The organism is Flavobacterium sp. AC274 (genome assembly GCF_979258275.1).
Window position 1 is genome coordinate 1,681,495 of the sequence record NZ_OZ409852.1, and the last position, 24,016, is coordinate 1,705,510.

Genomic DNA, 24,016 nt, shown 5'->3' on the forward strand with positions numbered 1-24,016 from the left:
AGAAATCTAGATTTTCTTCATTTGTTCTTTCATCATTGTGATTTGCTCTTTCAACATACCTTGTTTGTCCAGTTTCTTAGCTTCGTTCAATAAATTAGTTGCTTCAAGCTTTCTTCTGCGTGACATGGCAACTCCGGCAAGGTTTAATTTAGCTACGGCTAAATCCATATCCATTGATAGTCCAAGTTCGATAGCTTTTTTGAAATGTTTCTCAGCCTGATTGATATTGGTTTGAGATAACATGATTCCGTGAAGGTAATTGAAATATCCTTGTTGTTTTCTAACCAATGCTGCTTCGGGATTTTTAATGTATGCCAGCCATTTTTTAGCTCCTTCAAAGTCTTGTTTTCTTAATTTAAGGAAGGCTAAAAGGATGAATTCGTTTTTAAAGTAAAGAAAAATCGGAATTGCAGTAAGTAAAATAAGGAAAATTCCATTTCCGATATTACTTTCTGTAAATTGCCAAATGCCAGCAACTACAAGAAGTCCGGCCAAAATAAGTTTAATATTTTTGTGAAACATAATAGATGTATATTTGTGATTGCAAATATAGTAAAATGAATTAAAAATATTTTTATTAAAGTACTTGCGGGAAAAAAAGTCTTTGTATATTTGCACTCGGTTTTCGAATAACGATATTCAAAAACAGAAAAGAGATATTAGACACCATTTTAAAGATACAAAGCAATGAGCAAAAGAACATTTCAACCATCGAAAAGAAAAAGAAGAAATAAGCACGGATTTATGGACAGAATGGCTTCTGCGAATGGAAGAAAAGTTCTAGCGCGTAGAAGAGCAAAAGGAAGACATAAATTAACTGTTTCTAGCGAACCTAGACACAAAAAATAATGTTTCTATAAACATAAATAAGGCGTTACTTTTTTAGTATCGCCTTTTTTTATACCTTGTCAGTAAAAAAACTTGCAACATTCTAGTTTTTAATGTACTACAGATCATTTTTGAAATACCATATATAACTACACAATACAAATAAAATGCCTAAAGACACATCAATAAAATCAGTTTTAATAATAGGGTCAGGACCTATTGTTATTGGTCAAGCTTGCGAATTTGATTATGCCGGATCTCAATCTGCACGTTCTATTCGCGAAGAAGGAATTGAAGTTATCTTGATAAACTCAAATCCAGCGACAATTATGACCGACCCAACTATGGCCGATCATGTTTATCTAAAACCATTAACTACAAAATCGATTATTGAAATTCTGAAGGAACATCCACAAATTGATGCCGTTTTGCCTACAATGGGAGGACAAACAGCGTTGAATTTATGTTTGGAAGCTGAAGAAAAAGGAATCTGGCAGGATTTCGGAGTAAGATTAATTGGAGTTGACGTAAACGCAATTAATATTACCGAAGACAGAGAGCAGTTTAAACAGCTTTTAGAAAGAATTAATGTACCAACTGCGCCTGCAAAAACAGCTACTTCATACTTAGAAGGAAAAGAAATTGCTCAGGAATTTGGTTTCCCGCTTGTAATTCGTCCTTCGTTTACGCTTGGAGGAACAGGAGCTGCAATTGTTTACAAAAAAGAAGATTTTGATGAGCTTTTAACACGTGGACTTGAAGCTTCACCAATTCACGAAGTTTTGATTGACAAAGCTTTGATGGGATGGAAAGAATATGAGTTAGAACTTTTAAGAGATAAAAATGATAATGTTGTAATTATTTGTTCGATCGAAAATATGGACCCGATGGGAATTCATACCGGAGATTCGATTACAGTTGCACCGGCAATGACATTATCTGATACAACATTCCAAAAATTACGTGACTATGCGATCTTAATGATGCGTAGTATCGGAAATTTTGCGGGAGGTTGTAACGTACAATTTGCAGTTTCACCAGATGAAAAAGAAGATATCGTAGCGATCGAAATTAATCCTCGTGTGTCTCGTTCTTCTGCTTTAGCATCAAAAGCAACGGGTTATCCAATTGCTAAAATTGCTTCTAAACTAGCTTTAGGATACAATCTTGATGAATTACAAAACCAAATTACAAAATCTACTTCGGCTCTTTTTGAACCAACTTTGGATTATGTAATCGTGAAAATACCACGTTGGAACTTCGATAAATTCGAAGGAGCAGACAGAACTTTAGGACTTCAGATGAAATCTGTTGGTGAAGTAATGGGAATTGGACGTTCGTTCCGGGAAGCATTACACAAAGCGACTCAATCTTTAGAAATTAAAAGAAATGGGTTGGGAGCTGACGGAAAAGGATATAAAAACTACGAACAAATTATCGAGAAACTAACTTTTGCAAGTTGGGATCGTGTTTTTGTAATTTATGATGCAATCGCAATGGGAATTCCGTTGAGCCGTATTCATGAAATCACAAAAATCGATATGTGGTTCTTAAAACAATACGAAGAGCTTTATACTTTAGAGAAAGAAATTTCGAACTATAAAATTTCGAATCTTCCAAAAGAGTTATTGCTTGAAGCGAAACAAAAAGGTTTTGCCGACAGACAAATCGCGCACATGATGAATTGTCTTGAAAGTGAAGTTCACACTTTAAGAATGGATCAAAATATTAACCGTGTGTTTAAACTGGTTGATACTTGTGCGGCAGAGTTTAAAGCATTGACACCTTATTACTACTCAACTTTTGAGGCAGAAATAGAAAAAGCAAACGGCGAGCGTTATGTAGATAACGAAAGTATTGTAACAGATAAAAAGAAAATCATCGTTCTTGGTTCAGGACCAAACAGAATTGGACAAGGAATTGAGTTTGATTATTCTTGTGTGCACGGAGTTTTGGCTGCAAAAGAATGTGGTTACGAAACCATCATGATCAACTGTAATCCTGAAACGGTTTCGACAGATTTTGATACAGCTGATAAATTATACTTCGAGCCTGTTTTCTGGGAACACATTTATGACATTATTCAGCATGAAAAACCAGAAGGTGTAATTGTGCAGTTAGGTGGACAAACAGCTTTGAAATTGGCTGAAAAATTATCTAAATACGGAGTTAAAATCATCGGAACTAGTTTTGATGCACTGGATTTAGCGGAAGACAGAGGACGTTTCTCAGATTTATTGAGAGAATTACATATTCCTTTCCCACAATTCGGAATCGCTGAAACAGCTGACGAAGCTTCTGCACTTGCAGACACTTTAGATTTTCCATTATTGATTCGTCCTTCTTATGTATTAGGAGGTCAGGGAATGAAAATTGTAATCAACAAAAAAGAATTAGAAGAGCACGTTATCAACTTATTGAAAACAATTCCAGGAAATAAATTACTTCTGGATCATTATTTAGCCGGAGCAATCGAAGCAGAAGCTGATGCCATTTGTGATGCTGACGGAAATGTTTACATCATTGGAATTATGGAGCATATCGAACCTTGCGGAGTTCACTCTGGAGATAGTAATGCTACTTTGCCTCCTTTTAACTTAGGAGAATTCGTAATGCAGCAAATAAAAGATCATACGGTGAAAATCGCAAGAGCGCTGAAAACTGTTGGTTTAATCAATATTCAGTTTGCGATAAAAGACGATACGGTTTATATTATCGAAGCAAACCCAAGAGCATCGAGAACGGTACCGTTTATTGCAAAAGCTTACGGAGAGCCTTATGTAAACTACGCTACAAAAGTAATGTTAGGACACAATAAAGTAACTGACTTTAAGTTTAATCCGCAATTGAAAGGATATGCGATTAAACAGCCGGTTTTCTCTTTCAGCAAGTTCCACAATGTAAACAAAGCATTAGGGCCAGAAATGAAATCAACAGGAGAAAGTATCTTGTTTATTGATGACTTAAAAGACGATCAATTCTACGAATTGTACTCTAGAAGAAAAATGTATTTGAGTAAATAAGAACTCAGATTGTGATATAAAAAAAGCTCCATAATTTATGGAGCTTTTTTTATGACCTTTTTTAGGTTGAATTTGATAATGAAATATTTAACTATATTTGATAAGTATCAAATTCAATTCTGATTTTTTTGTAACTAAATCTAAAGGAAAATATGAAATCATTTTTCATCTATATTTTATTGTTTATTAGTTTCTTTAATGTTGATGTGTTTGCACAGAAAAAAATAAATGAAAAGTTTAAAAAAGAAACTATCGGTAAAATTGATTTATTGTTACAGGAAAATTACGTTTTTCCTGATCAAGCCGAATTAATAGCCAACCATTTGAATAAAAGTTTAAAGGAAGGGAAGTTTAAAAAATATGACTTACTTGATTCGTTCGCGCATGCCTTAACTAAAGAAATCAGAGTTGTTAATAATGATAAACATTTGGGCGTTTGGACTGCTTTTGCTCCTGTAAAAGAGCATGAGAATTTAAATAATGACTATCAAAGTTATTTAAAAATACACACAGATATTCGAAAACAAGCCAATGGTTTTAAAGAGGTAAAAATAATTGATGGAAATATTGGTTATCTAAACATCAACTTTTTTCTTGCTGAAACTACTAAAACTATTGATGCATATATGTATCTCTTAAAAAATACAGATGCTGTAATTATTGATTTGCAGGATAATGGTGGTGGTAATCCTAAAACGGTAAATTATTTATGTAGTTATTTTCTGGAGAGTAATTTATTGACTAATACGCTTTATTTTAGACAAGGAAATCGAAAAGATGAAGCTATTACTCATGAAGTAAATGGAAAGAAAATGATTGATGTCCCTTTATTTATAATTACCGGCTCAAAAACTTTTTCGGGAGCTGAGGAATTTAGTTATAATATGCAAAGTCAAAAAAGAGCTACATTAGTTGGAAAAGTTACTGGAGGTGCTGCGAATCCAGGTGATGTTTTCAAGATAAATCCTGATTTAGAAATCTTTATTCCGACAGGTATGGGCATAAATCCGATAACCAAAACAAGTTGGGAAGGAACCGGGGTTATTCCGGAAATAAAAACTTCTGGAGAAAGTGCCTATTCTAAAGCTGTTGAATTAGCAAGTCAAGCTGCAGAAACTTACAGAAATAAAAAAGCATCAGAATCAAAAAACATATATAGTGAATTACAGGATATTCTTGATAAACAAACCCAATCCTATTCAGAAAGTGATATTACAAAAATAGATCAACAAATACTTCAGATTTTTACCAAAGGCAATGATTTGAATCTATTTAGTGAAGGGGATATTAATTTTTTTGGTTCTCAAAATATCCAAAAGAATCCTATTGTAGCAGAGTCAATATTAAAAAGCAATACGGTTTTATATCCTAGATCTCCAATGAGTTATCTGGCGTATGGAGACATGCTTGAGCTCAATGGTAAGAAGGATTTGGCTTTAATTAATTTTGAAAAATCAATTGCATTAGCAGAAGAGCAAAAAGCGCCCTACTTAGAAGGTTTAAAAATGCGATATGAAAAAGCAAAAAGCAGTAAATAAAAAAAGCTCCATAAAATTATGGAGCTTTTCGTTTTAACTTGGAAGTTGGTTTTTATTTGAATTATAATTTCAAAAGATTATTCATTAGAAAATGACATATTATCTCTTGTGTTTTTTTGTACTGAAATAGCGCCAAACAACGCTAATAAAAATGCAAATGCATAGAAACCTTTTTCACTTGGTAGAATTGTTGCATTCCAAAGTCCAATTACCAATAATACAATTGACAAAAGAGTTCCAAACCAGCAAATTCCATAATACATATCTGTTACCGGAAGTTTTTCAAGTCTGTCTCTTACACTTTTTTGTAGTGAAACTACAGCAAACAGACCAAACATTAGAACAGTAAAATAATATCCTTTTTCGTTTAAAAGCATTTCGGCTCTGGCTAGACCAACAATGTATCCGATCATTCCGGCTCCAAGTGCAACCCAAGATGCTGCAATAAAGGCATTCGATGTTTTTTGTACCATATTTAATATTTTTGGTTAAGTAACAAATATAGTTAAATTCACTTCAGTTTTAAATAAAAGAGTACTGAATATTATTAAGTTTAATCTTTCAAATATTATAAGAAAAAAGCTCCAATTATGGAGCTTTTTTTGTTTTTAAAGTAAGTAAAGGATGTATTATTTAACCAATTGCTGCAAAGGCTTTAATTGTTCCATATCTATATTTGATTCCTTCAAAACAGACATTAACGTCATAATATTGTTTGGATTCATGTTTTTTCCTAACACGCGTACTACTGCAAAACCATTTTCTTTTCTATTGGCAAAAACCACAAATTCTTCTATGTTTTCGTCAGTACCAACATAGCTTATTGAAGCCCCGTCTTTACCTGATCCAAAAGACATTAATTTTTGATATTTTGGATTTGTCAAAATAGCTTTAACTTTTGTTCTTTCGGTTTCAAATTGTGCCTGATTTTTGTCATTTGCCTTGAATGCCAGAATATTCATTTTGTCAAAAGACTTTAAAGCTTCTGTTTGTTCGGCTGATAATTTTGCTTTTTCTAAGTTTAAAATACTTGGCGAAACATCAAGGGCAATAAAATCTTTGTTCTCTGTGTTTTCTACAAAATACTTTTGTAATGAAGGTTCAGAATTGCAACTTATTAAAGTTACTAATGCTAAAATGGCTGAGGTAAAAACGTTTAGTTTCATGATTATTTTTTGTTTTTAGACGCTTTTTTCAAGTCAGAACCTCCGGGAAGCTGCATTTTATCTGTAAGTACAGAGATTTCGTTTATGTCAAAATTACCGGTTAAAGATAATAAGACCGTTTCTTCGTTTTTGGCACCGTCAATAAACATCAGTAATTCTTTAACCTGAGTGTCGCTGGCACCTGATTTTACTAATATTTTTACATTTCTTCCGCTGTCATTTACTCGCATTAACTCTTCTAAACCTGCAGTTTTTATATATTTATCTGCAGAAGCTTTCATGTCGGCTTCAATTTTAGGGTTTTTGGTTGTAAATACTTTTAAATAGTCTAGTTTTTTGATCAGGCTAATATATTGTTGCATTTCTTTGTCTGAAGCATCAACTTTTACCTTACTCATTAAATCAAACATTTTTTTGTTTACAATTACAGAGGTTACATCGTCCTGACCATCATATTTATCAAATGCACTTTGTGCATAAAAAGTAGTGGTAACGAATGTGAAAACTAGTGTTATAATTAAATTTCTCATTTTGATTGATTTTTTTATTGTTTAAAAATTTTGTTTTTTGATTGTTCGTATTCTTTAATGTATTGTACACTTTCAATACCTACATTAACATTGTTTGATAATAAGGCCAAAGCTTTTTGCGTTGCTTTCAGCGCTTCTTCCGGATCATCATAGGTTCCTAATTCTGATTGCGCTACAACCGGAGCTGTATTTTTTTCGCTTACATAAAAATAGGTTCCAATTGACAGTAAAACAACAACAGAAGCTGCAATTGATAGCCACGTCAAATTTCGTTTTTTAGTTTTTAGTGGAATATTTTGCGTTGATTTTTGTTGTTTTACCTGAGAGAAATAACCAAACATTGGTTTGTATTGCTCTAAATGCTGCGCAACATTCGGTGAAGAAAAATATTCTTTTAATTCTTTTTCCTCGGCAATAGTAGTTTCTCCCTGAAAGTATTTTTCTAATATATCTTCTATTTTATTTAATTCCATAACGGTGTGTATTAAGCATTGATTCTCTAATTTTTTTCTCGCTCTCGAAAGCGCTACTCGTATAGCCGTTTCATTCATGTCGACAATTTTCGCAATTTCATCAAATTCATATTGTTCAACATCGCGTAACTGAATTAATATTTGCTGCTGTTCCGGCAGCTGACTCATTATTTTTTCTACCCATTCTAAACTGTCAATGTCTTCTAATTGTTTATCTAATTGCGGTTCTCTGTCGGTAAAATTATTATGTACAATTTTAAGGTTCCCGGCTCTTTTAGATTTTAATTGATCCAGGCAATAATTTTTTGTCATTGTCATTGCTACGGCTTCAATACTATTATAAGCATCGAGATTATCTTTTTTGTTCCATAATTTCACCATTACTTCCTGAGTTGCATCTTCAGCTTCCTCGGTGCTGGTAAGTAATCTTTTTGCCAGACGAAAAACTTTGTCTTTAAAAGGATTAATTAATTCTATAAACACAATTTGGTTCATCTGTGGTTACTTTTTTGGTTTTTGGTTAGAGAGGACTAAATATTTAATCTTTTACAGTAAATTTTTAGCCAATCTTTATTTTTATAAACAAACCTTTATAGAGCGTTTATATAGTCAAGACGAGACACAATTATTTTTGTTACAACAGTATTGAAATTTTTTTATTAGAAAAAAACAACAAACTTATAAATGTTAAAACTAAAGATAGTATTTTTACGTTAATAGAATATAGAAACATATTTTTATGAAAACAATATTAAGAAGTGTCCTGCTAATTTTTTTATTAGCTTTCTCTTTGCAATCCTGCGAAGATGAGGATGATGTTGCCGCACCCTCTGATTTGCAGGTAAACGATTTTATCTGGAGAGGATTAAATGAAGTTTATCTGTGGCAGGCTGATGTACCTAATTTAGCTGATGATCGTTTTGCAAATACAGATGCCCGTAATTCATTTTTAGCGGGCTATTCAAAACCAGAGGAATTATTTGAAGATCTATTAAATAAACCCGTGAGCAAATATCCAATTAATGCTATTGATCGTTTTAGCTGGATTGTTGATGATTATACTGTTTTAGAACAGGAACTTAATGGTATCAGTAAAAACAATGGAGTTGATTTCAGGCTTACCAGAGTTTCGGAAGGATCTAATGACTTAGTAGGTTATGTGCGCTATATTATTGCTAATTCTGATGCATCAACAAAAGATGTTAAAAGAGGTTATTTTTTTACTGCTGTAAACGGAACTAAGTTAACAGTTTCAAACTACGAAGCTTTATTGCTGGATAGTGAAAGCTACACTTTGAATTTTGCTGACTATAATGGATCGGCATTTGTTTTAAACGGAAAATCTGTTAGTTTAACAAAAACAACTTTAGAAGAAAACCCGATTTTAATTAATAAGGTAATAAATTCAAACGGTCATAAAATAGGTTATTTGATGTATAATGGCTTTTATCGGGACTATGACGCCAGATTAAATGATGCTTTTGGAGAATTAAAGGCACAAGGCGTTACTGACTTAGTGTTAGATCTAAGATATAATGGCGGAGGTTCTATTAACAGCGCAACACTTTTGGCAAGTTTAATTACAGGTCAGTTTGGAGGTAAGATTTTCTCAAAAATACAATACAACATTAAATCAATGGCAGGAATGGATGCGGAGGGCTTAGAGCGTTTAAATATTAAATTTTTAAATAGCGCTGATGCTGGTTTAAATAGTTTAAACCTAACAACGGTATATGTTCTAACTACGGATAATACGGCATCTGCAAGTGAATTGGTTATAAACGGATTAAAACCTTATATTAATGTTGTGCAGATTGGTGAAACAACAATTGGTAAAAATGTTGGTTCTTTTACAGTTTATGACTCACCAACTTTGGACAAAAATTCTAAAGTAAATCCAAATCATAAATATGCCATGCAGCCATTGGTTTTAAAAATTGCCAATTCAGAAGATTTTGGAGATTATACAAGCGGTTTAACACCTACTTATTTACAACAGGAATTCGTAACCAGTTACGGTGTTTTAGGAGAAACAAACGAACCTTTCCTGGCTACAGCGATATCTAAAATTACCGGTGTAACAGCAAAAAGAATTCAGGACGATAAAGAATTAGTTTTACCTTATTTTAGCGATTCCAAAAAAATAAACGGTGTAAGAAATGAAATGTATTTAGAAACTGCTCCAAAAGAATTTCTAAAAGCATTAAGATAAGAGATTAAAATAGATGATATAAAAAAGGCTTTCAGAAATGAAAGCCTTTTTTTCCAAAAAAATAAAAAAAATAAAGTAATAGATTATTCTGAAAATATCTTCCAGCTATTTTACTAGTTATTAAAGTAAAAACCGTTTGGCAATATCCCAACGCCAAGTTCGCTAGTAAGTGTTCCTGTTAAAGAATAGATGTACACTTTTCCAGGATCTTGATAATTTCCAGCATCTGCGATGTAGATATTGTCGTTTTTCACAGCAAAACCATATAGTGTACTAACTTTTGCAGCTTTAAATATCTCAGCAGTTGGTAATGCGGTAGAAGTTGTCGAAGTTGTATAAACATTACTGTCTACAGTATAATATATTTTACTGTTATTAATATCCATAAAACCAGGATGTGTTACATCTGGGAAACTAAGTGTTGATGCAATAGTATTGTTGCTCAGGTTAACTTTTACAATTTTACCTGCAGTTTCTGGTGCGGCATAAGAAGGTCTTCCATTGCATAAAACATATAAAGTTCCATTGTCTTTTACCAATGCACTTGGTACATCTCCAACTTCAAAGTTGGTTACAACTGCATTAGTAGCAGAGTTAATTACTGTTAATGAATTTCCTTGGCCATAACCACCTTTGTGTGCTACATACAGTTTTCCGGCATTTTCAATAATTTTTTCAGGACCTTCAATAACAGAAATTAATGAAGAACTTATAGTATTTGTAGCAAGATCAAGTACTGCTACATAATCATCTGTAGTAACCAGCGGATCTCCCCAGTTAGTGATATATCCTTTTCCGTTTGCAAAAGCAATAAATCTCGGATTGTTTAGATTTGTAGTTATTGTGGTAACGCTTTTAAAAGTATATCTGTTAACAACCTCGATTTTGTTTGATGCGTTTACCACTATATAAGCCAAATCACCATTAAAAACAATACATATAGGAGTATCTCCGATTACTTTTCCTGGGTTTGTTAATGAAAACACATTGTTTTCGATTTGTAAATCATCAGATAAATATGAAATAGAGCCGTTTGGAGTTCCAAAATTACCTTCGTTAACAATAAATAATCCGCCATCATAATCACCGCGTGCCTCTTGAGTATTGTCATCATCATTGCTACATGACACAAAAAATGCTGAGCTTACTAGGACAGCTAAAAATAGTTTATTGAATCTTTTCATGGTATTTAAAAATTAAGGTTTATGTATATAGAATAATTTCTTCCGGGCATTTGTCTGCTTGTAACAGGCTGGTAATTTTCGTTCCAAACATTTAGTACTTGAAATCCAAGTTTATAACTCTTCTTTTTGCCAAAATCATAGTCAACACCAACATTCCCAACGTTATAATCTTTAACCTTAGTTGCTGGATTATTAAAAGGTGTTGTATAGGCATCTCCGTTATATAAATACTGAAAATAAGACGAGAATTTTTTCCAATTGTAGGAGACAGATCCTGTCAGTTTATGGTAAGGAACGTATATCAATTGCTTGTAAATTAATTCACCTGCAATCAATTGTTCGCTTTCTGAAACTGTATAGGCGTACGTTCCGTTAATTGTAAAATTATTGTTTGCTATTTTTGGTTTCCATTCTAAAATTACTTCAGCACCGTAAGCCCTTACTTTGTCTGTATTTTCAGGAGACCACATATCTCCGCCGCCTTGTGAAGGAACCCAACGCAGTAAATTTTTAATAGAATTGTAATAAGCCGTTACTGATACTGAAAAATCTTTGGTAAAAAATTCATTGCCAATTTCAGCCTGATAAGAAGTTTCAGGTTTTAAATCAGGATTACCGCTTCCTTCCCAAAACAAATCATTATAAGTAGGCATTCTGAAGTTTTTTGAAGCATTTATTTTTACACGGTAAAAGTCAGTAAACTGATAACGTGTTCCAAACGAAAAAAGAAATGGATTTCCGTAATTGTCTGTTACTTCCTGACGAATACTCGCATTATAATCCCATTTGTCACTTAATGAATGACTTAATAATATACTCGCAGAGCCTATTTCTCTTTTTACGTTATCGATACTCGATCCATATCCTTTATTACGATTATAATCTACAATCGAGTTTAGTTTAATCTTATCATTTACATCAAACGCCAAATCATATTTTATAAGAGAAGTTTCAACTTTTCCGTAAGTGAATAATTCCGAAGTAATACTAGGATAGTATTTATATGATTCTCCAATATGAGCAATTTTCAATTTTGATGTAAAACGATTAAAAAGACTTTCCCATTCTAATAAATTTCGGGTATTAAAATCATCATATTTGGTTTTGGAACCATTAGGAGAAGTCAAAGAAAAATGACGTTCAGAATCGTAAAACTGGCTATAAGCCTTTAATGTGTTTTTAGAATCAATTTTATAACCAAAAGTGGTATTCATACTAGTATTATAGTATTCACCATTTGTGTTTCTCTGATTTGTATTGCCCGGATATTTAAAATCATTATCAGAACTGTTTCTGGAAATACTTATCTGAAGACTATATTTATCTGATGCAACGATAGTACGATAATTGGCGCTCAAAGTATTATAACTTCCTAAGCTAAAAAATACCTGATTTGAGAATTCCTTTTTAAATCGTAAATCATTATTTAGGTGAATACTTCCACCAATGGCACTGCTTCCGTATAGAACACTTCCGCCTCCGGCTTTTACAGTTATAGAATTGAAATCTCTTGTTCCGATAGTATTAAAATCTGCCTGACCTAAAAACTGGGAATTTATATTTATACCATTCCAGATAACAGCAGTTTGCGCTCCTGTTGTTCCTCTAAAAGAGGGAGCCGAAGTCATTCCCAAACCGTTTTCCTTAAAATAAATAACAGTATTATAGTTTAAAAGCGAAGTTAAGGAAGGCTGATTTTTATTGATAACAGAATCATTTAAAACCTGAACCGATTGTGAGCTGGAGTATTTTTTTAGATTGACATCAGAAACAATAACTTCCTTAAGTTTTGTAATAGAGTCATTTTGCGCCGAAATGAATTGGCACAACAACAGAAAACAAAATGCAAAACGTTTTTTTAAAGTCATAATTTCTAAACTCTTTTTCCCGAGAGCTCGATATTTGTTATAAAGGCAGGTCTCCTGGCTTGCGTCTTATTGTTTACCTTCCCACCCGCCGGGGCGAGCAGTGGTTTGTAGATAACAATAAGCATTCATTATAGAACTAAGCTTACAGTTGCGGGAACAGCTCAAGATTTATACTTGATTCCCTTTTAATGTGTTTAATTAAACACAACCTTAATTTGGCGCAAAGATAAAGTTAAAATCATCGAATTTTCAAATTTGTTTCACTTTTTATATCAAATTCTAAACAAAACGACCTTTAAAGTACTATTTTTATTACTTGTCCAAAATCTACTTTATTAGTAAAAGCATCTTTTAGGGGTAAAAAAGTATGATGGCATAAAATACTTCTAATTACGCCGGCATGTGAAATAATAACTATTGGCTGTTTTATTTCTTCTGAAATTTGATCTGATAAAAACTGACCAACTCTTTTATGTAATTCAACAAAAGATTCTCCGTTTGAAGCCGGAATATTAACAAAATCCTCCATCCACGGATTCAGTTGCTCGGACAGAATATCATTCCAGTTTTTCATTTCCCAATCGCCAAAATTCATTTCCATCAATCGTTTGTCTTCCTGATAAGAAATAGTTTTTATTCTTTTTTGAATGTGTTTTGCTAAAATAGAACATCTTTTCAACGGACTCGAAAATATAATGGCTTCAGCAGGTAATTGCGAAATGATGTTTTCGAAAACCAAATCAAAAGGTTCAGCAATAGCCACATCTGATTGTCCGTAACAAACTCCTTTTTCACAAATAGTTTCGGTATGGCGAACTAGATAAACTTCCATAAAAAAAGAATACTTAAATAGTAAATAACTTCACAAACCTGTTGCGTTGCGCCAAGACAATCTCCCGTATATCCATCAATCCATTTTTGGAAATAACGAGCCAAAAAATAACGGGTTAGAAAAACTGGAATTATCGCAAATAAAATTTTATACTGAAAAAAAGCAAGTGCCAACAAAGGAATTAATCCGAAGAAGAAAGCACCGAAAACTTCTTTCCAACTATGATTATTTGCGATTGGTTTACTTTTGCTCGAAGCATCATCACGCGAATATTTATGCGTAAAAATGATCGAAATTGCAGCTAAACGACTTAAAGAATGAGCCGAAATAAACAAAAGGAAAATAAGAAGATGAGCATTATCAGTAGTAAAAAGCAAAATGCCTTCTGAAAGTAATTTGAATTTTAATAAAAAAAGTAAAACTAAACCAATTGCCCCATAAGCGCCAATAGCACTGTCCTTCATAATGATCAGGATTTTTTCTTTTGTCCATCCTCCGCCAAAACCATCACAGACATCTGCAAAACCATCTTCGTGAAAAGCTCCCGTTGTTAAAACAGAAGTAATAATTGCAAAAATAACGGCAGTTTCTGTGGATAGAAAAAAGGAAAAAAGATAGAAAGTTAAAAAAGAAATGCTTCCAACAATCCATCCTATAAAAGGAAAGTAACGAGTAGCTTTATTTAAATATTCAGGATTATGATCGATGTTTTTGGGGCAGGGAATTCGGGTATAAAACATTAAACAGGTAAAGAAGATATGTAGTTCTTTTTTCATTGATATTTAGGTATATTATTTGGCTAAAGCCATTCTCATTGCAAACTTTATAACCCCAGATAAATCTGGGGGCTATTCAAAAAGATCATTAATGGATTTGTGTTAGAATTGATTTGGTTCAGATTTATTTGTTTTTACTTATTTCAAATTTTAATTCTCCAATAATCCCAGACAAATCTGGAGGCAATTCAATAGTAGATTGTCAATAAAGATTGGCAGAATGTTATTGAATTTAATTATAGGTTTCAATATTGAATAGCCCCCAGATTTATCTGGGGGATTAAATTTTATAATGGAAATGGCTTTAGCCAAATTCTATTTATTCAATATTTTTTGAAATCCAAATTTCATTATAAATTCATCATATTCTTCCTGAAAAGTTTTTTTCTTGTGATGAATTTCTTGATTTTTAATATAATCTCTCACTTTGTCAACAACCGATTCTGAAACCGAAACAGCAAAATATTCATCCTGCCATTCAAATCTTTCCTTTGTTAATTGATTTTTATTAATCCAAAAAGAAGATTCACCTTTAATCAATTGTATTATTTTTTTAATATTTTGTTCGACTCCCAATGAAATTAAACAATGACAATGATCTGAAAAACCATTTATAAAATCAATGTAAATTCCTTTTTCTTTTGCATTTTCTTTAATGTGATTCCAGACTTTCTGACGTAATTCAATAGAATCTAAATAAGGAAATCTGTTTTTTGTACTCCACACAAAATGGATGTAAACTTTAATAAATGGCATATAATTTTATTTTTAACTGAAAACTGAAACTGCTTTTATTTCCTACTAACCCCCGCACTTTCAAAACTAGCCATTTCATTCAAAAAAGCTTCGGCCGATTTTAAAATAGGAAAAGCAATCGCACAGCCTGTTCCTTCACCTAGGCGCAAATCTAGATTTAAAATAGGTTTTGCATGTAAATAATCAAGTAATTTTTGATGTGCTTTTTCGGCAGAACAATGGCAGAAAACAGCATTTTTATGAATATCAGCATTTATTTTCGAAGCGATTAAAAAAGCCACGCTGCAAATAAAACCATCGATCAAAATTATCATTTTATTTTCAAAAGCAGTTAACATTCCACTTGCCATTTGTATGATTTCAAAACCGCCAAAATAAGCCAATTGCTGCATTAATTCGGCTTGACCGGAATAATTATCAATTGCTTTTTGAAGTATATTTTGTTTTTGAAGTAATTTTTCAGCTTCAACTCCAGTTCCTTTTCCCACACATTCTTCAATAGAAAAACCAGTTAAAAGACTCATTAAAACCGAAGCTGTTGAGGTATTTCCAATTCCCATTTCGCCAAAACCAATGCAATTTGAATTTGTTTTTGCAATATCATCAACAATAGATTTTCCTTTTTCAAAACACAATTGTAATTCCGTTTCACTGATTGCCGGTGCGTGTAGAAACGATTGTGTTCCTTTTGCAATTTTAGCATTGATTAAATTAGCATTTGTTGGAAAATCGTAGTTTACGCCAGCGTCTACAATAGATAACTGAATATTATTTTGATTGCAAAAAACATTGATTGCGGCACCGCCTTCGAGAAAATTACCAACCATTTGGCGGGTCACATCTTGCGGATAAGCGCTTACACCATGATTTGCGATTCCGTGATCTGCGGCAAAAACCACAATGTTTGGGTTTGTAATTTTAGGATTTAAGGTTTCAAAAACCGTTGCCATCTGAAAAGCCAAAGTTTCTAAAGTTCCTAAAGAACCAACTGGTTTGGTTTTAGAATCTATTTTTTCCTGTAGAAGTTTAGCAAAGTCATTTTTGGCATCAGAATTTTTTGTTTTTAATTGAAAATCTAAAACACGACTTTCAACCACATTTTTGATTTCTTTGCAATCCGGAGCTTCCGATTTCTGCTTCCAGTGCAACTGCTGAAGCATCGGCTGATTGTTGTAATTCGTTGCCGGTTTTCCAATGCAGAAATAGCCCAAAGGCTCAATATTTTCAGGTAAATCAAGGATTTTTTTAAACTGATAATAGTTCAGGATCGAAACCCAGCCCATTCCGTAACCTTGTTCTGTAAGCGAAAGCCAAATATTTTGTGCAGCACAAACCGAACTAAACTTTACCGCCTCATTACTGCCAACAGTTCCAATAGTAAACTGATTTAAAACAGATCTGTCATACGCAATAATAAGTCCGATTGGAGCTTCTTCAATCGCTTCGAGTTTTAACGATCTGTAATGTTCTTTTTGTTCCGGATTATCGGTGAGTTCTTCGGCTTTTTTATTATAATCTAAAAATAATTCTTTAATAGCACTTTTTACTTCTGCCGATTTAATGATGAAATATCTCGTAGCATCCGTCAATCCAACCGAAGGCGCCCAATGTCCGGCCTGCAAAGCTTTTTCGATTACTTCGTCAGGAACTTCATCGGTTGTGAAATGTCGGGTATCGCGGCGGGATTTTAATATATCATCTAAATGGCTCATAATTTATAAAATTACAATTTTTAAATTCCAAATATGTGGGAAATTCCAATAAAAAAATCCAAATTCCAAAAAAAGGAAATATTAATACAATTTGAAAATTTAGTACATAAGTAAAGATAAACTATAGCTTTGGAATTTGGAATTTTAAAAATTTGGAATTTATTTTTAGAAATTATAACCCCTTAATCTTAACCGGAATTCCGGAAACCATCAAAATAACTTCATCTGCTTTTGATGCCAAAAACTGATTCATCCAGCCTTGCAGTTCTGTAAATTTTCTTCCAATGTGAGTTTCTGCATGAACGCCCATTCCAATTTCATTGGTTACAATAATAAATATTGTATTTTCCTGACTGGCAATCGAAAGGAATTCTTTTTTGGCTTCTTCGAGACTTAAATTTACATCATAATTAGTATCGACAAAAAAGTTCGTCAGCCAAAGCGTAACGCAATCAATCAGCGCTACTTTTCCTGAAAAATCAATTTCACTAATATATTTCTCTTTTTCAATATTAGTCCAGCGTTCGTCGCGTTCTTGTTGATGGCGATCAATTCTATTTTGAAAATCAACATCCCATTTTCTGGCTGTTGCTACATAAATTGGAGATTCGGAAAGCTGCAAAGCCAGATTTTGCGCATAAGTGCTTTTTCCTGATCGTTCACCGCCGGTAATTAAGTAGATCATTTTTTAAATTATGAGTTGTAAGTTTTGAGTTATGAATTATTGTGGCGTTCCCCAAGGGTCGGGCTATACGCTTTATCTTTTATTTTTTTAAAGAAAAAAATAAAAGGATGCCGCTTCTATCCCTAACGCAAAAGACCAATTAGGTTTTTAAGAAATGAATATGAACTAACATTTTATAATTAACAATTAATAGGGGCAATGCCGACAGTTGTTACCACAGCAATTTCCTCTTTTTAAATGAAACCATGTTGTAAAAACATAATTGCCGTTTTCAATATAAAAATCAACATCCTCGATTAGTTTTTCTGTTTTTGGTAAAGATAGTGCTTTATTTTGTAGTGCTTTTTGGGGAGTCATAGTTTCGATATAAGCGTCTATTTTGTCAATACAAGCTTCTTTAAAGCAATCCGGGCAGAGGCAATCTCCACCATCAGAAAGATTAAAAATAGGAGGGTAGTCGTTACACCAACATTTGTTTTCAACAGAAATATCTCCGCAACTAAATGCAGAGTCGCAACTCGAGCAAATTTTGGTTTTTGTGGTATTCATAATAGTAGGTAAAGATAAATTTGGTTTTTGTAAGAATAAAGGTAAATAAAAAATTTATAAATTGCGTTACCTTTGTCCTCATTGAAAAATTTCGATTGTGAATCGCCGTGATTCAAATTTGAATAATAATAAGCAATAACGATACCATATTTCAAAATATATAACCTACATATGAAACATTTATTTCCAAAAACTATTTTTGTTTTATCATTTTTTCTTCTGGTTGGATGTAAAAAAAATGAAGCTCCGGAGATTGTAAAAACTGAAATTCCCCAAAATAGCATAGAGTTTGCTTCCGGACTTTCAATTGTAAAACACGAAGGGTATTCTGTGGTTACAGTTATAGAGCCATGGCCAAATGCGAATGCAAAATTCACTTATATTTTAAAAGAAAAAGAAGCAAAAGTACCAGATAGTCTGCAAAAATATACCACAATAAAAGTGCCTTTAGAATCTGTTGTTGTTACATCTACTACAAATATTCCGTTTTTGGAAATGCTTGATGTTGAAGACAAATTAGTTGGTTTTCCTCATACTGATTATGTTTCTTCAGAAAAAACAAGAGTTTTAATTGATAAAGGTTCAGTAAAGAATGTAGGGCAAAATGAAAAATTGAATATCGAGCAACTAATAGAATTGTCGCCGGATCTGATTATAACTTTTGGGGTAGATAACAACAACCCAATGTTGGATAATTTGAAAAAAAGCGGTTTAAATGTTTTTATTCAGGCCGATTGGATGGAACAATCTCCGCTTGGAAAAGCAGAATGGATTAAACTTTACGGTGCATTGTTTGGCAAGGAAGATAAAGCCAAAGAATTGTTTGATAAAATTGTTGAAAGCTACAATCAGGCAAAAAAATTAGTAGCAGATCAGCCGGCAACTTCAACTGTTTTGTATGGTTCTATGTATCAAGATCTTTGGTATGTAGCCAAAGGAAATAGCTGGGTTGCACAATTTATGAATGATGCCCATGCCAATTATTTATGGGCCGATTTAAAAGGAAGCGGAAGTGAAGGTTTATCTTTTGAAAAAGTATTAGACAAAGCTAAAACTGCTAATTTCTGGATTGCTTCAGGCTCATTTAAAACATTGGAAGAGTTCGGAAAAAGCAATCCGCATTACACACAATTTGATGCTTTTACGTCTAAAAACGTATATACTTTTGAAGGTAAATTTGGAGCAACTGGCGGAACAGTTTATTATGAATTGGCACCAAGCCGACCGGATTTAGTTTTAAAAGATTATATCAAAATTTTTCACCCTGATTTATTGCCAAGCTACGAATTTACCTTTGCCTCTAAACTAAATTAAGATTCATTGATAAATTCAAAGCGAAATATAATTCTGTTTTTTGTACTTGGTTTAGTGCTATTATTTATGTTTTTTCTGGACATAAGTTTAGGATCAATTACAATTCCGTTTAAAGAAGTATATACCAGTTTAACAGGTGGACAAGCCAGTAAATCAACTTGGGAATATATCATTATTAATTACCGTTTACCAAAAGCTATAACAGCCTTTTTGGTTGGTGTAGGACTGTCAATTAGCGGTTTGCTGATGCAGACATTATTCAGGAATCCATTAGCCGGACCAGATGTTTTGGGTTTGAGTTCGGGAGCAATTTTGGCTGTTGCGATTGTTATTTTGGGTGCAGAATTTTTGCCTTCGTTTTTAAATGCTATTCTTTTATCACCATACGGACTTGTTATTGCCTCAACATTAGGCAGTGTTTCGGTTTTGCTTTTGGTTTTATTGGTTGCGCAGCGATTGCGAAATACAATGGCGATTTTAATTGTCGGACTCATGTTTGGCAGTTTTACAAGTGCAATTGTGGGTGTTTTAACCTATTTTAGTTCGGCAGAACAATTGCAGAAATTTACATTTTGGTCATTGGGGAGTTTGGGAAACCTTTCCTGGACATCAATTTCTGTTTTGGCTGTTTGTGTTGGTATTGGTTTGCTTTTAAGTGCCGGAAGTATTAAGCCATTAAACGCCTTGCTTTTGGGTGAGAATTATGCTAAAAGCATGGGTTTGAATTACAAAAAAGCCCAGCTAATCATCATATTTGCGACAAGTATACTGGCAGGAAGCATAACAGCTTTTGCTGGTCCGATTGCCTTTATTGGTCTCGCAGTTCCGCATATTGCAAAGCTTACTTTTCAAACTAGTAATCACGCCGTTTTATATTGGAGCACGCTTTTTTATGGCGGAATAATTATGTTGTTTTGTGATATCGCTTCGCAATTACCCGGATTAGAAACCACTTTGCCAATTAATGCAATTACATCTATCATTGGTGCTCCGGTTGTAGTTTGGTTATTAATGCGAAAAAGAAATTTTCAGTAAATTATTTGGAACACGGATTACGCGGATTAAACGGATTTACGCAGATCATTTTAATCTATGTGAAAAAACTTAGCAATTAGTATTTCAGAATCTTAGCATCTTAAAAAATGAGCAGTATTATCTTATCAACTTCAAATCTAAATATTGGTTATAAAACCAAGAAAGCGATTGTGACTATTGCTGAAAATTTAAATTTGAATTTATCCTCAGGAAAACTAATCTCTTTGATTGGTGCAAATGGAATTGGGAAATCTACTTTATTGCGAACAATTACAGGAATTCAACAACCGTTATCAGGAAATGTTTTTTTGAACGAGAAAAATATCAATACTTATAATCCTTTAGAATTGGCTCAGAATTTAAGCGTTGTTTTAACCGAAAAGTTGCCGTCAAGTAATCTTTCTGTTTTTGAGTTAGTTGCTTTAGGACGTCAGCCATACACCAATTGGATTGGCACTTTAACCCCAACTGATATTGAGAAAGTTCAGGAAGTCATGCAATTGACTCAAATTGAACATTTGGCTACAAAAAGGCATTACGAAATTAGCGACGGACAATTACAAAAGGTTTTAATTGCGAGAGCGTTAGCACAAGATACTCCGTTGATTATTCTTGACGAACCTACAACACATCTTGATTTGTTGCATAAAGTTTCGCTTTTTAAATTATTGAAAAAGCTAACACACGAAACTCAAAAATGTATTTTATTTTCTACGCACGATATAGATCTGGCGATTCAATTGAGTGATGAAATGATTATTATGACGCCGGAAACTGTCGTTCAGGATCAGCCTTGTAATTTAATTTCCAACGGAAGTTTTGCTACTTTGTTTAAAGATGAGCATATTGTTTTTGATGCTGAGAAAGGGAAGTTTATTGTAACCTGATTCGTTCCTGCAAGGTTTTCAAAACCTTGTAGGTGTAAAATTTAAAGGTTATAAAAAAATGTAATACCTACAAGGTTTCGAAAACCTTGCAGGAAATTGTCTTTTTAAGGTTCGATTAAACGTTTAAACAAATAAACGATTAACCTTTTAACCCAATCTGTCTTTTAGCCTCCCCAACTACAAAAGCCACAGAATTTGCAATATTAAAACTGCGTATTAATTTCGACATCGGAATTGTTAAATGATTTTCGAAACGATCCAAAACTTCTTTGCTTAAACCAACGCTTTCTTTTCCGAAAACCAGCCAGTCACCGTCTTGAAAGTCAGTTTCCAAATATGATTTTTCAGCATGAGAACTCATTAAGAATACACGTGATTGATCTGGAATCTGCGCAATCCATTCTTCTATATTTTGATATTCGGTTACATCAAGATGAACCCAGTAATCCAAACCTGAACGTTTAAGGTTTTTATCGTTTATAACAAAACCAAAAGGATGAATTAAATGCAGTCGGCTTTCGGTTCCCACGCATAATCTTCCAATATTTCCCGTATTATTTGGTATTTCAGGTTCTACAAGAACAACGTTTAGCATTATCGTTTATTTGTTAATTTGTTTAATCGTTTATTTGGGAATTATCTAATTCTCAAATTGACACATTATCTAATTTAAAATCGGGAACTTCTAAAACTTCTCCGGCTTTTAGGTTTTGCAAATATACATTTCCTATTCTAACCCGAACTAATCTAAGTGTAGGAAAACCAACAGCCGCAGTCATTTTTCGAACCTGACGAAATTTACCTTCATTTACAGTAATTGAAGCCCGGGAAGTCGGTCCATGTCTCTCATCTCTGATTTTTTTTGCTCTTGGTCCAAAATCCGGAATTTCGGTAACGATAAATGCAGAGCAAGGTTTTGTTGTGTATTTTCCACCTTCAAAACCAATTTCAACACCTTTTTGCAATTGTTCGATCGCTTCAGTAGTTATTATTCCATCAACTTGTACATAGTATTCTTTATCTACTTTTTTGCTTCTTATTTGCTCGCTGACTTTTCCGTCGGTAGTTAGCAAAAGTAATCCTTCAGAATCTTCATCTAAACGCCCAATTGCCATAGTTCCTTCCGGGAAATCATGCAATTCGCCCAGGAGTTTTTTCTTTCTTTTCAATTCATAAATAAATTGACTCAAATAACCATAAGGCTTAAAAAGAATAAAGTGTTGATGCATGTTTTATTTTTTGCAAAGATAGTTTTGTTTCATATTCATTAAAAAAATAATACTAGAATAAACTAAAAGCAATGTTAAACCATTTAGTTTTAAAATTTAGAATTCGTAATATTATATAAGAACTTTAAAAAAAATGATATGGGAACTAATGATTTAGGCTCTAAAAAAATAAATGGAGTACAAAAAAATATAGACGAATCTAAAGGAAAAAATATTTCGCACGATGGAAAAGCCGACGATGCCAATTTGAGAAAAGAAGTTGTAGCAGATCAGGACGGAAATAAACAAGTAGTAGAAAGAGCGCGAAATGAAAATGAAGACATCAAAAAAGTCAAAGGTGATGTAGATCCAAATAATGCCAATGCAAACCGTGGGGTTTCATCTGAAGAAGAAGCAAAAAAAACAGTTGAAAACAAAGATCGAAATTCTGATATTACGCCAAATCGTTATCCTAATTCAGATCCGGAAAGCCATGAAGATCGAGGCAATATGAAATTGGATGAAGATTAACATTAAGAAAAAAATGATGATTTACATGATTTTAATGTGAAATAACATTTGATTATGATAAAGTCTTAATCTTATTGTAAACTCTGGTTTTATTATGGTTAGCGGTTAAGATCTTCGTAAATTGTTGCTACAAATTTAAATATTAAGAATATGTCACTTTTAGAAAACAAAGTAGCTTTTGTATCAGGTGGTGGTTCAGGAATTGGACGCGCTGTTGCAGAATCCTACGCTCGTGAAGGAGCAAAAGTAGTAGTTTCGGATATTAATGTTGAACACGGTGAAGAAACCGTAAAAGTTATAAAAGATGCAGGAGGAGAAGCCTTTTTTGTAAAAGGCGATTCGTCTAGCGCAATCGACAATAAGCACATGGTTGAAGTAGCGGTTTCAAAATACGGCCGACTTGATATTGCGTGTAATAATGCAGGAATGGGTGGACCTGCAAAACCAACCGGAGAATACGAACCGGAGGCTTGGGATAAAGTAATCGCTTTAAATTTAAGTGGTGTATTTTATGCTTGTCGTTATCAATTAGAACAAATGGAGAAAAACGGCGGTGGAAGTATAGTAAATATTGCTTCTATTCACGGTCAGGTTGCGGCGCCATTAAGTCCGGCATATACAGCATCTAAACATGGAGTTGTTGGTTTAACTAAAAATATTGCTGCCGAATATGCACAAAAAAATATTCGTTGCAACGCCGTTGGTCCCGGTTATATAGAAACAGCTTTATTGAAAGATAATCTGAATAAAGAGGCGATGACTGCCATTGCTGCAAAAGCTCCAATGAACCGTTTAGGAACTGCCGAAGAAATAGCAGAACTTGTTACTTTTTTAAGTTCTGAAAAATCTTCTTTCACAACCGGAAGTTATATTATTGCCGATGGTGGATATACGGCGATTTAAAAATCA

At 33.1% G+C, this 24,016-nt stretch carries 24 protein-coding genes, 1 pseudogene and 1 riboswitch; of the genes and pseudogenes, 9 read left to right on the forward strand and 16 right to left on the reverse strand.

Going from position 1 to position 24,016, the window contains the following annotated elements; all coding sequences use genetic code 11:
• Positions 1–6: 6 nt before the first annotated feature.
• A complete protein-coding gene (locus ACZZZT_RS07800; RefSeq protein WP_042567304.1) occupies positions 7–522 on the reverse strand; it encodes a hypothetical protein in 516 nt (171 codons plus the stop codon).
• Between the two features lie 165 nt (positions 523–687).
• Between ACZZZT_RS07800 and rpmH the strand changes: the two genes are divergently transcribed.
• The 3 genes from rpmH (at position 688) to ACZZZT_RS07815 (ending at position 5,389) form a co-directional block, all read left to right on the forward strand.
• A complete protein-coding gene (gene rpmH, locus ACZZZT_RS07805) occupies positions 688–849 on the forward strand; it encodes a 50S ribosomal protein L34 (RefSeq protein ID WP_008464848.1) in 162 nt (53 codons plus the stop codon).
• Between the two features lie 146 nt (positions 850–995).
• Positions 996–3,851, forward strand: a complete 2,856-nt coding sequence (carB, locus tag ACZZZT_RS07810; protein WP_463459964.1) for a carbamoyl-phosphate synthase large subunit — start codon at positions 996–998, stop codon at positions 3,849–3,851.
• A gap of 152 nt (positions 3,852–4,003) precedes the next feature.
• A complete protein-coding gene (locus tag ACZZZT_RS07815) occupies positions 4,004–5,389 on the forward strand; it encodes a S41 family peptidase (RefSeq protein WP_463459965.1) in 1,386 nt (461 codons plus the stop codon).
• Positions 5,390–5,466: 77 nt separating this feature from the next.
• Here ACZZZT_RS07815 and yiaA read toward each other — a convergent pair whose 3' ends face one another.
• The 5 genes and pseudogenes from yiaA to ACZZZT_RS07840 all read right to left on the reverse strand — a co-directional run bounded on the left by yiaA (position 5,467) and on the right by ACZZZT_RS07840 (position 8,053).
• Complete coding sequence (yiaA, locus tag ACZZZT_RS07820; RefSeq protein WP_042567307.1) at positions 5,467–5,862, reverse strand: inner membrane protein YiaA; 396 nt, start codon at positions 5,860–5,862, stop codon at positions 5,467–5,469.
• Between the two features lie 156 nt (positions 5,863–6,018).
• The gene (locus tag ACZZZT_RS07825) at positions 6,019–6,555 is read right to left on the reverse strand and encodes a DUF4252 domain-containing protein (protein WP_463459966.1); all 537 of its coding nucleotides are present in this window, start codon (positions 6,553–6,555) and stop codon (positions 6,019–6,021) included.
• A 2-nt stretch (positions 6,556–6,557) separates the two neighbouring features.
• A complete protein-coding gene (locus ACZZZT_RS07830; RefSeq protein ID WP_463459967.1) occupies positions 6,558–7,085 on the reverse strand; it encodes a DUF4252 domain-containing protein in 528 nt (175 codons plus the stop codon).
• 14 nt (positions 7,086–7,099) lie between these two features.
• Complete coding sequence (locus ACZZZT_RS07835) at positions 7,100–7,558, reverse strand: hypothetical protein (RefSeq protein WP_463459968.1); 459 nt, start codon at positions 7,556–7,558, stop codon at positions 7,100–7,102.
• Positions 7,545–8,053 (reverse strand): annotated as a pseudogene (locus ACZZZT_RS07840) (RNA polymerase sigma factor). Before ACZZZT_RS07840 ends, ACZZZT_RS07835 begins: the two are co-directional and overlap by 14 nt.
• Positions 8,054–8,297: 244 nt before the next feature.
• On the opposite strand from ACZZZT_RS07840, the gene ACZZZT_RS07845 reads away from it, so the two are divergent.
• A complete protein-coding gene (locus ACZZZT_RS07845; RefSeq protein ID WP_463459969.1) occupies positions 8,298–9,770 on the forward strand; it encodes a S41 family peptidase in 1,473 nt (490 codons plus the stop codon).
• A gap of 113 nt (positions 9,771–9,883) precedes the next feature.
• Here the strand turns inward: ACZZZT_RS07845 and ACZZZT_RS07850 are convergent, their stop codons facing one another.
• From ACZZZT_RS07850 to ACZZZT_RS07885, 8 genes are all read right to left on the reverse strand, one after another.
• Positions 9,884–10,954: a YncE family protein gene (locus ACZZZT_RS07850; RefSeq protein WP_463459970.1), complete on the reverse strand. Its 1,071-nt coding sequence runs from the start codon at positions 10,952–10,954 to the stop codon at positions 9,884–9,886.
• A 5-nt stretch (positions 10,955–10,959) separates the two neighbouring features.
• A complete protein-coding gene (locus tag ACZZZT_RS07855; RefSeq protein ID WP_463459971.1) occupies positions 10,960–12,822 on the reverse strand; it encodes a TonB-dependent receptor plug domain-containing protein in 1,863 nt (620 codons plus the stop codon).
• A 27-nt stretch (positions 12,823–12,849) separates the two neighbouring features.
• Positions 12,850–13,050: riboswitch (cobalamin riboswitch) on the reverse strand.
• 67 nt (positions 13,051–13,117) lie between these two features.
• Positions 13,118–13,654, reverse strand: coding sequence for an alpha-ribazole phosphatase (gene cobC, locus ACZZZT_RS07860; RefSeq protein WP_463459972.1), 537 nt, complete (start codon positions 13,652–13,654; stop codon positions 13,118–13,120).
• Positions 13,639–14,430 carry an adenosylcobinamide-GDP ribazoletransferase gene (locus ACZZZT_RS07865; protein WP_463459973.1) on the reverse strand — a complete coding sequence of 264 codons (792 nt, stop codon included), beginning with the start codon at positions 14,428–14,430 and terminating at the stop codon, positions 13,639–13,641. The genes cobC and ACZZZT_RS07865 overlap by 16 nt, the downstream gene beginning before the upstream one ends.
• A gap of 315 nt (positions 14,431–14,745) precedes the next feature.
• Complete coding sequence (gene tnpA / locus ACZZZT_RS07870; RefSeq protein ID WP_463459974.1) at positions 14,746–15,186, reverse strand: IS200/IS605 family transposase; 441 nt, start codon at positions 15,184–15,186, stop codon at positions 14,746–14,748.
• Between the two features lie 35 nt (positions 15,187–15,221).
• Positions 15,222–16,898: a nicotinate-nucleotide--dimethylbenzimidazole phosphoribosyltransferase gene (gene cobT, locus ACZZZT_RS07875; protein ID WP_463459975.1), complete on the reverse strand. Its 1,677-nt coding sequence runs from the start codon at positions 16,896–16,898 to the stop codon at positions 15,222–15,224.
• 172 nt (positions 16,899–17,070) lie between these two features.
• Complete coding sequence (gene cobU / locus ACZZZT_RS07880; protein WP_463459976.1) at positions 17,071–17,583, reverse strand: bifunctional adenosylcobinamide kinase/adenosylcobinamide-phosphate guanylyltransferase; 513 nt, start codon at positions 17,581–17,583, stop codon at positions 17,071–17,073.
• A gap of 186 nt (positions 17,584–17,769) precedes the next feature.
• On the reverse strand, positions 17,770–18,132 hold the full coding sequence (locus tag ACZZZT_RS07885; protein WP_073396567.1) for a DUF5522 domain-containing protein: 363 nt from the start codon (positions 18,130–18,132) through the stop codon (positions 17,770–17,772).
• A 171-nt stretch (positions 18,133–18,303) separates the two neighbouring features.
• Between ACZZZT_RS07885 and ACZZZT_RS07890 the strand changes: the two genes are divergently transcribed.
• The 3 genes from ACZZZT_RS07890 to ACZZZT_RS07900 all read left to right on the forward strand — a co-directional run bounded on the left by ACZZZT_RS07890 (position 18,304) and on the right by ACZZZT_RS07900 (position 21,368).
• Positions 18,304–19,446: an ABC transporter substrate-binding protein gene (locus ACZZZT_RS07890; protein WP_463459977.1), complete on the forward strand. Its 1,143-nt coding sequence runs from the start codon at positions 18,304–18,306 to the stop codon at positions 19,444–19,446.
• A 6-nt stretch (positions 19,447–19,452) separates the two neighbouring features.
• Positions 19,453–20,481 (forward strand): iron chelate uptake ABC transporter family permease subunit, encoded by a 1,029-nt coding sequence (locus ACZZZT_RS07895; protein ID WP_463459978.1) that lies wholly within the window; start codon positions 19,453–19,455, stop codon positions 20,479–20,481.
• A gap of 107 nt (positions 20,482–20,588) precedes the next feature.
• On the forward strand, positions 20,589–21,368 hold the full coding sequence (locus ACZZZT_RS07900; protein ID WP_463459979.1) for an ABC transporter ATP-binding protein: 780 nt from the start codon (positions 20,589–20,591) through the stop codon (positions 21,366–21,368).
• A gap of 139 nt (positions 21,369–21,507) precedes the next feature.
• On the opposite strand, the gene ACZZZT_RS07905 is transcribed toward ACZZZT_RS07900, so the two are convergent.
• Complete coding sequence (locus tag ACZZZT_RS07905; RefSeq protein WP_463459980.1) at positions 21,508–21,963, reverse strand: tRNA (cytidine(34)-2'-O)-methyltransferase; 456 nt, start codon at positions 21,961–21,963, stop codon at positions 21,508–21,510.
• 52 nt (positions 21,964–22,015) lie between these two features.
• Complete coding sequence (locus tag ACZZZT_RS07910; RefSeq protein ID WP_463459981.1) at positions 22,016–22,597, reverse strand: pseudouridine synthase; 582 nt, start codon at positions 22,595–22,597, stop codon at positions 22,016–22,018.
• A gap of 138 nt (positions 22,598–22,735) precedes the next feature.
• Here ACZZZT_RS07910 and ACZZZT_RS07915 point away from each other — a divergent pair, with 138 nt between their 5' ends.
• Together ACZZZT_RS07915 and ACZZZT_RS07920 are read left to right on the forward strand one after the other, a co-directional pair.
• The gene (locus tag ACZZZT_RS07915; protein ID WP_463459982.1) at positions 22,736–23,107 is read left to right on the forward strand and encodes a hypothetical protein; all 372 of its coding nucleotides are present in this window, start codon (positions 22,736–22,738) and stop codon (positions 23,105–23,107) included.
• A gap of 150 nt (positions 23,108–23,257) precedes the next feature.
• Positions 23,258–24,010 (forward strand): SDR family NAD(P)-dependent oxidoreductase, encoded by a 753-nt coding sequence (locus ACZZZT_RS07920; protein WP_073396583.1) that lies wholly within the window; start codon positions 23,258–23,260, stop codon positions 24,008–24,010.
• The last annotated feature ends 6 nt before the right edge of the window (positions 24,011–24,016 follow it).

Coding starts and splice junctions, on each gene's coding strand:
- ACZZZT_RS07835 (WP_463459968.1), bottom strand. CDS start 7,558: ATGGAATTAAATAAAATAGAAGATATATTAGAAAAATACTTTCAGGGA.
- ACZZZT_RS07915 (WP_463459982.1), top strand. CDS start 22,736: ATGGGAACTAATGATTTAGGCTCTAAAAAAATAAATGGAGTACAAAAA.
- ACZZZT_RS07855 (WP_463459971.1), bottom strand. CDS start 12,822: ATGACTTTAAAAAAACGTTTTGCATTTTGTTTTCTGTTGTTGTGCCAA.
- ACZZZT_RS07900 (WP_463459979.1), top strand. CDS start 20,589: ATGAGCAGTATTATCTTATCAACTTCAAATCTAAATATTGGTTATAAA.
- ACZZZT_RS07920 (WP_073396583.1), top strand. CDS start 23,258: ATGTCACTTTTAGAAAACAAAGTAGCTTTTGTATCAGGTGGTGGTTCA.
- tnpA (WP_463459974.1), bottom strand. CDS start 15,186: ATGCCATTTATTAAAGTTTACATCCATTTTGTGTGGAGTACAAAAAAC.
- ACZZZT_RS07885 (WP_073396567.1), bottom strand. CDS start 18,132: ATGAATACCACAAAAACCAAAATTTGCTCGAGTTGCGACTCTGCATTT.
- carB (WP_463459964.1), top strand. CDS start 996: ATGCCTAAAGACACATCAATAAAATCAGTTTTAATAATAGGGTCAGGA.
- ACZZZT_RS07890 (WP_463459977.1), top strand. CDS start 18,304: ATGAAACATTTATTTCCAAAAACTATTTTTGTTTTATCATTTTTTCTT.
- ACZZZT_RS07905 (WP_463459980.1), bottom strand. CDS start 21,963: ATGCTAAACGTTGTTCTTGTAGAACCTGAAATACCAAATAATACGGGA.
- yiaA (WP_042567307.1), bottom strand. CDS start 5,862: ATGGTACAAAAAACATCGAATGCCTTTATTGCAGCATCTTGGGTTGCA.
- ACZZZT_RS07850 (WP_463459970.1), bottom strand. CDS start 10,954: ATGAAAAGATTCAATAAACTATTTTTAGCTGTCCTAGTAAGCTCAGCA.
- ACZZZT_RS07845 (WP_463459969.1), top strand. CDS start 8,298: ATGAAAACAATATTAAGAAGTGTCCTGCTAATTTTTTTATTAGCTTTC.
- ACZZZT_RS07830 (WP_463459967.1), bottom strand. CDS start 7,085: ATGAGAAATTTAATTATAACACTAGTTTTCACATTCGTTACCACTACT.
- cobU (WP_463459976.1), bottom strand. CDS start 17,583: ATGATCTACTTAATTACCGGCGGTGAACGATCAGGAAAAAGCACTTAT.
- cobT (WP_463459975.1), bottom strand. CDS start 16,898: ATGAGCCATTTAGATGATATATTAAAATCCCGCCGCGATACCCGACAT.
- rpmH (WP_008464848.1), top strand. CDS start 688: ATGAGCAAAAGAACATTTCAACCATCGAAAAGAAAAAGAAGAAATAAG.
- ACZZZT_RS07865 (WP_463459973.1), bottom strand. CDS start 14,430: ATGAAAAAAGAACTACATATCTTCTTTACCTGTTTAATGTTTTATACC.
- ACZZZT_RS07910 (WP_463459981.1), bottom strand. CDS start 22,597: ATGCATCAACACTTTATTCTTTTTAAGCCTTATGGTTATTTGAGTCAA.
- ACZZZT_RS07800 (WP_042567304.1), bottom strand. CDS start 522: ATGTTTCACAAAAATATTAAACTTATTTTGGCCGGACTTCTTGTAGTT.
- ACZZZT_RS07825 (WP_463459966.1), bottom strand. CDS start 6,555: ATGAAACTAAACGTTTTTACCTCAGCCATTTTAGCATTAGTAACTTTA.
- ACZZZT_RS07815 (WP_463459965.1), top strand. CDS start 4,004: ATGAAATCATTTTTCATCTATATTTTATTGTTTATTAGTTTCTTTAAT.
- cobC (WP_463459972.1), bottom strand. CDS start 13,654: ATGGAAGTTTATCTAGTTCGCCATACCGAAACTATTTGTGAAAAAGGA.